This window comes from Ruegeria sp. AM9 (genome assembly GCF_056540565.1).
Genome location: NZ_JBQFWY010000025.1, coordinates 1 through 9,522 on the forward strand (window position 1 = coordinate 1; position 9,522 = coordinate 9,522).

The window sequence follows — 9,522 nt, forward strand, 5'->3', positions numbered from 1 at the left end:
CCGCCCAGTTCGAACTGCGCAACAAAGACATCATCTTCATCGCAGAAAACCCCGTCACAAAATGGGGCAGAACAATCTCACAAATCACTCCTTCCCTCATAACAACACCCATAAACGCCGCCGCCAATTGATTTGACGGGCGGCCCCCTTTACGGTGTCCGAGGCCCTGCTTGCATAAGGAAATGAATGATGAAAATTGCGGTTGTCGGTATCGGCTATGTGGGCCTGTCCAACGCGGTGCTGCTGGCGCAAAACCATCACGTGGTGGCGCTGGACATCTCGCAACAGCGCGTGGGCCTGATCAACCAGCGCCAAAGCCCGATCCAGGATGCCGAGATCAGGGATTTCCTGTCCAACCGCGCGCTTGACCTGACCGCGACCACCGACGCCGAAGCCGCATATGCGGGGGCTGATTTTGTCATTGTGGCCACGCCCACCAATTACGATCCGCGCAGCAACTACTTTGACACAAGCTCGGTCGATGCGGTGGTCGAGCAGGTCACAACGGCGAACCCCGACGCCACCATCGTGATCAAGTCCACCATCCCGGTGGGGTACGTTACCGGGGCCCGTGCCCGGTTCGGCACCGACAACGTGATCTTCTCGCCGGAGTTCCTGCGTGAGGGGCGTGCGCTTTATGACAACCTGCACCCCAGCCGGATCATCGTTGGGGAACGGTCCGAGCGGGCAAAGGTCTTTGCCGATCTGCTGCTGGAAGGAGCGGTGGATAAGGATGTTCCGGTACTGTTCACCGATGCGGACGAGGCCGAGGCGATCAAGCTGTTCGCCAACACTTACCTTGCAATGCGGGTTGCCTTTTTCAACGAGTTGGACAGCTATTCCCTGGCTGGCGGCATGGACCCGCGCCAGATCATCGAAGGCGTCAGCCTCGACCCGCGCATCGGCGCGCATTACAACAACCCGTCTTTCGGTTATGGCGGCTATTGCCTGCCAAAGGATACAAAGCAGCTGCTGGCCAATTACAGCCACGTGCCGCAAAACCTGATCCGCGCCATCGTCGATGCCAACCGCACCCGCAAGGATTTCCTCAGCGACCGGATTCTGATGAAGGGGCCAAAGATCGTCGGCATCTACCGTCTGGTGATGAAAGAGGGCAGCGACAATTTCCGCCAAAGCTCGGTTCAGGGCATCATGAAACGGATCAAGGCCAAGGGCATTCAGGTCATTGTCTATGAGCCGACGCTGAGCGAGGATCACTTCTTCCACTCACCGGTGATCCGCGATTTGGAGGCGTTCAAGCAGCAGGCCGATCTGATCGTCGCAAACCGGTTATCGGATGAAATCCGCGAGGTCAGCGACAAGGTCTTTACCCGCGATCTGTTCGGCGCGGATTAAAACCGGACGCACACGCCGGCCAAAAGATAACCTGCCGCACAAATGGCGCACGGCAGGCTCCGGTTCTGTCTCAGGTCAGTACAAGGGCGTGAATACCCGATGCAGTCGTGCCAGTGGCATGAACGCGCGTCACGCCGACGGGCAGGATCGAGAAATCAGCCACCTGAACGGTGCGTGTTTCGCCTCGGACCGTGGTCATTGCCAGTGTGCCGCCCGTTTCGACGTACAGACCGATTGCCACCTCGGACAGGTCGGTGGTGTCAGAAGGGGTCACGGGGGCAACGTCGCGCGCAGGGCCGGACAGGCTGGAAACACGGTTTGTAAACGGGTTGGTCGTCATGAGTCGGGTCTCGTTCTCTGTGTCAATCAGCGGAACGCTAGCCAAAACCGCTTAACGACCTGAAAGCCCATCGTGCGTTGCGCCGCCTGATCGGCAAACCGACACAAAAAAGGCCCCCTGTTTGGAGGCCTTGATTTGCGCGCTGAAAGCTGAGTGGCCCTCAGCCATTTGGGCCCTGACCGCGGGCGTAGACGTCCTCGTAGCGGACGATGTCGTCCTCGCCGAGATAGGCGCCGGTCTGCACTTCGATCAGGACCATCGGGACTTTTCCGGGGTTCTCCATCCGGTGCACCGCGCCCAGCGGGATGTAGACCGACTGGTTCTCGGTCACCAGTTTCTGATGGTCGTCAATGGTCACGCGGGCGGTGCCCTCGACCACGATCCAGTGCTCGGACCGGTGGAAATGGCTCTGCAGGCTCAGCGCGGCGCCGGGGTGGACGTGGATGCGCTTGACCTGGAACCGGTCGCCGACCACAAGGCTTTCGAACCAGCCCCAGGGACGGTGATCCTTGGGGAAGGCCGTGGCCTGCGCGGCGCCTTTTTCCTTCAGCGCGGTGACCGCTTTCTTGACGTCCTGCGCCCGCGACGCATCCGCCACCAGAACCGCATCGTTCATCGCCACCGCGATGATGTTGTCCAGCCCGATCCCCACCAGTTCCAACTGGTCGCTGTCCGAGCGCAGCAGCGTGTTCTGACACGCGATCGCGGTGGCGCCGCCGCTGGTCACCACGCCATCCCCATCCGGGCCGCTTTCGCGCCAAACCGCGTCCCAGCCGCCCAGATCGGACCAGGCCGCGTCAAAGGGAACCACCGACAGGTTGTCCGCCTTTTCCATCACCGCGTAGTCGATCGAGATATCCTCGGCCTGCCCCCACGGGTCCGGGTTCAGGCGCAGAAAGCCCAGATCCGGCGTCGCGGTGTCAACCGCCGCTTCGACCGGTGCCATCAATTCAGGCGCATGGGCGCGGAAGGCGGCGATCATGTCCGACGCGCGGAACAGAAAAATGCCCGCGTTCCACTTGAAGGTGCCGGCCGCCAGCATCTCGGTCGCGCGGGCCATGTCGGGCTTTTCGACAAACTGTTTCAGCGGCACCGGCGAGCCGTCATTGGCCGACGCCGAGGCAAGTTCCAGATAGCCATAGGCGGTTTCCGGATGGGTCGGGGTGATGCCAAAGGTCACCAGCTGACCCTGCGCCACGGCTTCCATCCCACGGGCAACCGCCGCCTGAAAGGCCGCCACATCGGGAACCACGTGGTCGGACGGGGCAACCAGCAGCACCGCATCGGCGTCTTCGGCATGGGCGCGCAGCGCCGCAGCCAGCACCGCCGGCGCGGTGTTGCGCCCCTCGGGCTCGATCAGAATGGCACCGGGGTCGATTCCGATGGCCTGCAGCTGCTCGGCCACGATGAAGCGGAAATCCGAGTTGGTCAGCACCACCGGCGCCGCAAAGTTCAGACGATCCGTCGCCCCGGAAAGCCGCCGCGCAGAGGCCTGAAACAGGGTTTCCTCGCCTACCAGCGGCACGAATTGCTTGGGATAGCTTTTGCGCGACAACGGCCACAGCCGCGTTCCGGAACCACCGCAAAGAAGAACAGGTGTGATCAACATAAAAAATGCTCAATATCTGATTTGCTTCAACCGGTCCTAGTCAATGACCTTTAATGTGACAAGGTTTTGCACGGCCACGGTCGGAAAAAGGCCCCTTGTTGCCTGTATTATTCTCAGAGCGTCAGCGACGTGCCGTCAAAAACCTGGGCTCGGTTCCGTCCAGGCAGACCGCGCTCAGCACGCCCGTTGCAAAGGCACCGGTATCAATGGAAATGCGCCCCTGCCGCGCGCTGGCGATTCCGACGATTGTGTGCCCATGCACAACCCAGACACCATCGCGCCTGACCGTGGAGTGAAACGACGGGTGGCCCCAGACAAGGGTCTTGTCAGATTGCGCCTCGGGCGGGGTGTCAGGGTCGGCACCGGCATGAACGACAAGCACATTGCCCGACTTGTCCCAGGTTTTCAGTTCGGAAACCCACTGGCACAGCGCGTCGCCCATCGCCTGTTGCAGCCGATCGCGGCAATCCGTCAGCTCGTCACCGCCCATCTCGGATCGCGCCCCGCGGACGCCGAAGGAGGCCAACGTCTGCAAACCGCCATTACGCAGCCAGCGCGGGCCCTGCCCTTTGGGATCCTGCAGGAACTGCAACAGCATCTCTTCGTGGTTGCCCATCAGACAGGTCAGGTCCGGGCGGGCACTGATTAGGCGCAGGACCTCGGCGCTGTTCTCACCACGGTCGACATAGTCGCCGACCAGTATGATCCGATGATCCTGAGGTACATCGGACAGCAGTTTTTCCAGTTGAAAGATACAGCCATGCACATCACCGATCGCGCAAAGCGGACGGTCCGGGTTCGGTGGCAGGAAAGATCCACGCCTCTCGAACCGTTTGAAAAGCGATGTCAGCACGATGCGCTGGTCTCCTGACTGGTTGGCCGCGGCAAATCCCGGCGGGGTGATCCAGATTGATACCCCTGCGCTAAACTGTGGGCAAGCCCGGCCTCAGGCGGTTCGGCAGGCTGGCACACCCAAGCGTATAAGTTCGCGGCCCTTGACCTTGTGGACACCGTTGATGCGATTTCGCGCCGTGGTCATGAACCACGATTTCAACGGCTCCGGGTAGTAGTCGGCCATGACCTTGCTGAAATAGTCGAAATCCTCAGGCGCAAGCCTGCGACCACCGCGGGACGGACCATGGAATCCAAAGGTCGTATCTGGATCAACACAGGTTCCGGGCAGCCCCAGAAACATCGTGCATGTTGAATAGCAGACGCGCCCGCGTATTTCGACCTGGATGCCATTGCGTTCGAGGTTTTCCAGCTCGGCCAGGCGGTCATGCAAATACCCGCCGCGGTCGCTGCCCACGACAAAAGGCTGCTGTGCCTCGACGCGCGACGGCGCAGCCGCAGCAGATATCAACGCGGCAACCGCCAACAGGACCGTGAAATTCCGGACGGCACCACGGGCGGAGGGTTTTCCGGCACACAGCGGTGCCTTGGCAAAGCAGTCGAACAGGCTCGGCATAGTCGTATCTCCAGCTCCAGAGTTGGTCTGGATCAGGACTAGAGAGCTGCGATGCCTCAGCTGCGGGCTGCCTGTGGCGAAACTTGGCCTTAAATCAATGTTTTAATAGGGTTTTTACGTAAACTTTCCCTTTCCTGTGCGTGCGCAGGCTTGCCTGCACAAGGGTATTCACAGGATCAATTCAGTCTTTGGGTAATCATCGGGTCTTTTTTGGACGGCCTACACCGCGACCCGCGTAACTGCTCGTGCGCAAAGGCGCGCAGAGATCCAAACTCTTAATGCACTTGAATTGATGCGATCATGATAGCGCAATACGCGCCCTGATCCAAATTGGCCCAGACATGGATCAACGGACCGGCCCGAGACCCGGGGATTTCAGGGCCGTTCGCATAGCCGGTCGGGTGGGCTGTTCCAGACTAGCTGGATTTCATCCGGCGCTTGGTACGTCGTTGCAGCCGCCAAAGATCTCTCCAGTAGGACGCCTGCCAGGGCGCGCTCAGGGCGACTTTCCACCACTTGCGCTGCTCTTGAAACAACTTGTTTTCATAGTCTTTTTTCAAATAGCGTTTGGGCAGCGCAATATGGATATTGCGCGCAATATTTTGGGCATCGGCAGAACTGTCGAAAAAATCGGGCATCAGCGTTGCGCTGGTTTGCAGCGCCAGCAGCCGCTTCAAACTCACTTCGTGGGTCGAAGGGTGCACATAATCAATGACCGAGCTGACATGGTCACCGTCGATATCCGCCCAGACCTCGCCCAATTTGGCATTGGTGAAAACAACCGTGCTCTGCAGGGTTTCCCAATCGCTGTAGAAGCTGTTCCAGATCGCCGGACGCACGACGTCGCGCAACATGAACCCTTCGGCCAGAAACAACATCGCCCAAAAGCTTGGCCAGGCGATCAACAGATCCTGAACGTCCTGCTGTGACGCCGAAACCGGAGTGAACACCACGATATCCGCAATCTCGGTGATCAGGCTGACATTGTGTTCCGCTTCGCTCAGGCTGGCTGCGGGCAACCCCTTTGTGACGTGGACAATGCGCAGCCCGTCTGCGGTCTTTTGTGATGACGCAAGCTTGCCGAATGTTGTGTGGGTGACCTGAGCAACACCGTACGAGCTGTAGGCATCGCACCAGTCGGAGTGTTTCCGGTCGTCCAGAACGATGACTTCACTTACTTTTTGCTTGCACGCTGAAATGACGCTCTCAACGGCTAAGCTCCTTGTTTCACTGTCATTCATACAGATTTACACTCTGGCGGATTTATTACGTATGTATTTCGATTTGGACCCATGTCCGAACGTGTGGAACGAAATTAAAAATGCTGCCCCGACATCTCTAACTTCTGATTTTGCGACATTGAATGGGCGATTTCGGTGAACGAGCTCCAGTTGCTGCCAAGCAAGAGCGGCGCGCGGGACAGCAAGATGACGTCCGCCAGCGCATATTTGAGCTGCATTTCCGAGCGGTCGTATACCGCCCGTGGCAGGCTGGTCACGCGATCCTGGTATTTTGCGGTAAACGCACCATAGGATTCCGAGTTGTCCGAAGCCAGGAAAATCGTCGCCTTTGCTGACGACTCCAGCAATTCGTCGATGCGCTTGAAGAAAAAGCCATAATGGGACCTGCTTCGGGCCCGTCGGGCAATTTCGTCTTCCGACTTCGACCAATCACCGGGAACGTCCCCATGCGGGTCCGTGGCAGCACCGCCATTCATCCGGACATGGACCGCGATATCGTTCGGGCTTCTGACGGAATCAATCAGGTCCTGCACATCCGCGCTTGGTTTCAGATGGCGCAGAAAATCTCTTTCAAGCTCATCATAGGGCGCCCCGAAGGTGAACCTGTAGGCGGACTGGATGACAATGTCCCGGTTGGCGTGGACCAGCGAGGTAGAGTCAAAGGCTTCGCGGAACGCCTTGCTCATCAGATCGACTTCCAACACGTTTTCCGGGTTGCTGTCGCCGGCGTCCTCGACGGCACCTTCAAAATCGAACAATGACGCAAAACTGCAGTCACAATGCTCATCCGCAACCCAACGGACAATCAGGTCCCGGTCGTGAACTTTTGCAAAGGCCGCACCCGAAGCAATCGCGCGCAGACGATTGCCCAGACCATGCTGGGCATCGACGATGAGTTTCGGCTTGCGTTGGCTGTGCCCGATCGGGGCCGTAACTTCGTTGTCTTTCTCGATGGATTGCAGCGGTCCGCTACCGACAGCTGCGATCGCGTCTTTGAGGGAACGGGTCATCAGCGCATAATCCACGGCCTCCCGCGACGCGGTGATCTTAACGCCCTCGAAAACATCCTGTATCGCGCCAATTGCGGCCTCGGCTCGTTCCAATCGGGTCCCGATCAGGTTTGTATCAACGCCAAACGGGTGGCTCCGCCGCAACCGGGTAACGCCATCGGGCCCATCCAACAGCCGGAAACCGGTCATCGGGCAGCTGCTGTCCCAAGGTGCCGAAGACGAAGAAGCTTGCCGGTTCAGGGAAATCCAGAACTGCGGAAAAGCCTGCACCTCATCCCAGCCGGTGACCGGTTTGCTTTTGGGGCGGTCGATGCGTCTTATGTCGGAATGGTCGATATGGCGGATGGTGTCAGGATCGACATCCACCCGTTCAACACCGGAGCTGGTCAGGCGATCATACAGGTCATCGTCATCCCAGCCATAGGTCACGATCCGTTCGTTGAACCCGTTCACGTTCATCAGGTCCTCGCGCCCGGTAACGAAGAATCCGTTTACGTGGCTTTGACCCGCTTCCGCATGCCGCCAGTTTCCGGCGGTCAGCTTCCCCACACCCATGGCGTTGCGGCTGAAAAACTCGGCATCGAGGATGATGTCGCTGTCGACCTTGACGATCTTGTCTTTTGTCGTCGCCCGGAAACCCACATTGTAGGCATGAGACAAAATCCAGGACCCTTCATCCTCAACCCGAAGAATACGGATGCGCGGATCGCGAATTCCGGCCTTGTCCAGGGTAATCGCAACCGGGATCTCAGAACTCCAATCCACGATGACAATCTCATCGATCTCCTGGTGCACCAGCCATGTCGGAAGTGTCTGTACCAGATGGTCGTTTCTGGTCATGCAGCAAGTAACGAGCGAAAAGCCCGCCTCAAGCGCGGCATCCGGTTTAAATTCCTCTCCGGCCTCTTGGAAATTTGGCATGTCCTGCCAAATTTCGGGACGTTTCACTACTTCACCATATAGGGACGCCACAACCGAAGGGGATTTTGCATTGCGAACCGAGAGCTGCGTTCTGATCAGACTGCGAAACGCATCCCCAGCCCCTGCTGTGCTGGAATCGTCGTTCGAGGCAATTGCATCGCAGAGGTTTGCAACTATTTCCTTTGAAGATTGCATTTCTTTCCCAGTTCGAGAGCTTGATAAGTTGCGATACCCGACTGGCCTCAGTGCCGCTCGCGACTTACCATCCTAGATTGTATTCAAAAATAGCTTTGGCACCGAGTACCTGTTTGCTCGTGGGTGTCAATCACCAAAGATAGTAAGTTTTGAGGGTGGACCCAAGAATTCAAGGCCGATGAGCGGCGTTATGCCTGAATCGCATCTGAACGAGGCGCATGGCCTTTTGGTTTACTCGGAAGACTGGGCTTTTCCGCTCCGACCTTGGGGTTATGAGCCTGACGAGGTGAAGACGTTAAGCAATTGATCCGGGTGATCAATTGTAGTCTGAGCGGGCTGCTTTGAGATTTTCCGACCTGGAAGATTGGTTGCGGGGAGAGGATTTGAACCTACGACCTTCAGGTTATGAGATAGCTTATACCCGTCTGCACCAACTACGCCGGAAAACGCTGACTTACCCTATCTTATTGGAATCAATGTTTTATTATTGACGGCCGGCACGCCCCGTTCCTACCTCTTACGCCATGAACCGCTTCCAGTTGCTTCCACAATGCTTCCACGGGGCGATGACAGAGAAAGGACGAGGGATGCCCAAACTGACCAAACGCGTCGTAGAAGCCTTACCGGTTGAGGCGAAAGACTACTTCGTATGGGACAGCCAGATTGCCGGGTTTGGTGTCCGCGTGATGCCCTCCGGGGCCAAGACCTATCACGCACAGTATCGCAAAGGCGGAAGAACACGGCGCGTTTCCATCGGTCGACATGGCAAGATCACCGTCGACGAAGCGCGGAAGCTGGCAAAGGAAGTTATGGGCCAAGTAGCAAAGGGTGAGAACCCAGCCGAAGAGATTGCCCAGCATCGCCGCGCACCAACGGTCGCGGCCTTGTGTGAGCGGTTCTTCGACTGCCACGTTAAGGAGCGCTGTAAGTCGTCTACCCAAGGTGAGTATCGCAGGGCGATTGATTTGTTCATCATTCCGGCCATTGGCAGCTTCAAAGTGGTCGACGTGGAGCGAAAAGACATTGCTGAGTTACACCACAAGTTTCGGGACAAACCCTATCAAGCCAACCGGACGTTGGGCGTTTTGTCCAAGATGTTCAATCTGGCGGAAATCTGGGGTTGCCATAGTTGAACACCTCGCTGTTTACCGCACCGGGCGAAAGGTATGTTGCCCGCAAAGCACATCCCTTCTTCTGTCCCGCTTGCTTCCACAGTGCTTCCAGAGAGATTGGCACGCGGCTATATAGCCGCTTTTTCCGACCCTTAACGCGTTGCTTTCGTTGAGAAGTATTGGTTGCGGGAGTAGGATTTGAACCTACGACCTTCAGGTTATGAGCCTGACGAGCTACCGGGCTGCTCCATCCCGCGACACTTTATGTGA

The 9,522-nt window shown here is 57.9% G+C and carries 8 protein-coding genes and 1 tRNA gene; 2 read left to right on the forward strand and 7 right to left on the reverse strand.

What is annotated here, in order from left to right; genetic code table 11:
* Positions 1-189 precede the first annotated feature (189 nt).
* Positions 190-1,356 (forward strand): nucleotide sugar dehydrogenase, encoded by a 1,167-nt coding sequence (locus ACR0DO_RS19190; protein ID WP_480561051.1) that lies wholly within the window; start codon positions 190-192, stop codon positions 1,354-1,356.
* A 70-nt stretch (positions 1,357-1,426) separates the two neighbouring features.
* Here the strand turns inward: ACR0DO_RS19190 and ACR0DO_RS19195 are convergent, their stop codons facing one another.
* The 6 genes from ACR0DO_RS19195 to ACR0DO_RS19220 form a co-directional block, all read right to left on the reverse strand.
* Positions 1,427-1,696, reverse strand: a complete 270-nt coding sequence (locus ACR0DO_RS19195; RefSeq protein WP_170449101.1) for a spike base protein, RCAP_Rcc01079 family — start codon at positions 1,694-1,696, stop codon at positions 1,427-1,429.
* 160 nt (positions 1,697-1,856) lie between these two features.
* Positions 1,857-3,305 carry a mannose-1-phosphate guanylyltransferase/mannose-6-phosphate isomerase gene (locus ACR0DO_RS19200; protein ID WP_480561052.1) on the reverse strand — a complete coding sequence of 483 codons (1,449 nt, stop codon included), beginning with the start codon at positions 3,303-3,305 and terminating at the stop codon, positions 1,857-1,859.
* A gap of 121 nt (positions 3,306-3,426) precedes the next feature.
* Complete coding sequence (locus ACR0DO_RS19205; protein ID WP_480561053.1) at positions 3,427-4,158, reverse strand: metallophosphoesterase family protein; 732 nt, start codon at positions 4,156-4,158, stop codon at positions 3,427-3,429.
* 93 nt (positions 4,159-4,251) lie between these two features.
* Positions 4,252-4,773, reverse strand: a complete 522-nt coding sequence (locus ACR0DO_RS19210; RefSeq protein ID WP_480561054.1) for a hypothetical protein — start codon at positions 4,771-4,773, stop codon at positions 4,252-4,254.
* A gap of 416 nt (positions 4,774-5,189) precedes the next feature.
* The gene (locus ACR0DO_RS19215; protein ID WP_480561055.1) at positions 5,190-6,014 is read right to left on the reverse strand and encodes a hypothetical protein; all 825 of its coding nucleotides are present in this window, start codon (positions 6,012-6,014) and stop codon (positions 5,190-5,192) included.
* Positions 6,015-6,088: 74 nt separating this feature from the next.
* The gene (locus ACR0DO_RS19220) at positions 6,089-7,864 is read right to left on the reverse strand and encodes a galactosyltransferase-related protein (protein ID WP_480561056.1); all 1,776 of its coding nucleotides are present in this window, start codon (positions 7,862-7,864) and stop codon (positions 6,089-6,091) included.
* An 800-nt stretch (positions 7,865-8,664) separates the two neighbouring features.
* On the opposite strand from ACR0DO_RS19220, the gene ACR0DO_RS19225 reads away from it, so the two are divergent.
* Positions 8,665-9,273, forward strand: a complete 609-nt coding sequence (locus ACR0DO_RS19225) for an Arm DNA-binding domain-containing protein (RefSeq protein WP_480561057.1) — start codon at positions 8,665-8,667, stop codon at positions 9,271-9,273.
* A 159-nt stretch (positions 9,274-9,432) separates the two neighbouring features.
* Here the strand turns inward: ACR0DO_RS19225 and ACR0DO_RS19230 are convergent.
* A tRNA-Met gene (locus ACR0DO_RS19230) sits at positions 9,433-9,509 on the reverse strand.
* Positions 9,510-9,522: the final 13 nt, after the last annotated feature.

Bases quoted from the DNA above. Each gene is read 5' to 3' on its own strand.
- ACR0DO_RS19190 (WP_480561051.1), top strand. From the start codon at position 190: ATGAAAATTGCGGTTGTCGGTATCGGCTATGTGGGCCTGTCCAACGCG.
- ACR0DO_RS19195 (WP_170449101.1), bottom strand. From the start codon at position 1,696: ATGACGACCAACCCGTTTACAAACCGTGTTTCCAGCCTGTCCGGCCCT.
- ACR0DO_RS19200 (WP_480561052.1), bottom strand. From the start codon at position 3,305: ATGTTGATCACACCTGTTCTTCTTTGCGGTGGTTCCGGAACGCGGCTG.
- ACR0DO_RS19210 (WP_480561054.1), bottom strand. From the start codon at position 4,773: ATGCCGAGCCTGTTCGACTGCTTTGCCAAGGCACCGCTGTGTGCCGGA.
- ACR0DO_RS19215 (WP_480561055.1), bottom strand. From the start codon at position 6,014: ATGAATGACAGTGAAACAAGGAGCTTAGCCGTTGAGAGCGTCATTTCA.
- ACR0DO_RS19220 (WP_480561056.1), bottom strand. From the start codon at position 7,864: ATGACCAGAAACGACCATCTGGTACAGACACTTCCGACATGGCTGGTG.
- ACR0DO_RS19225 (WP_480561057.1), top strand. From the start codon at position 8,665: ATGAACCGCTTCCAGTTGCTTCCACAATGCTTCCACGGGGCGATGACA.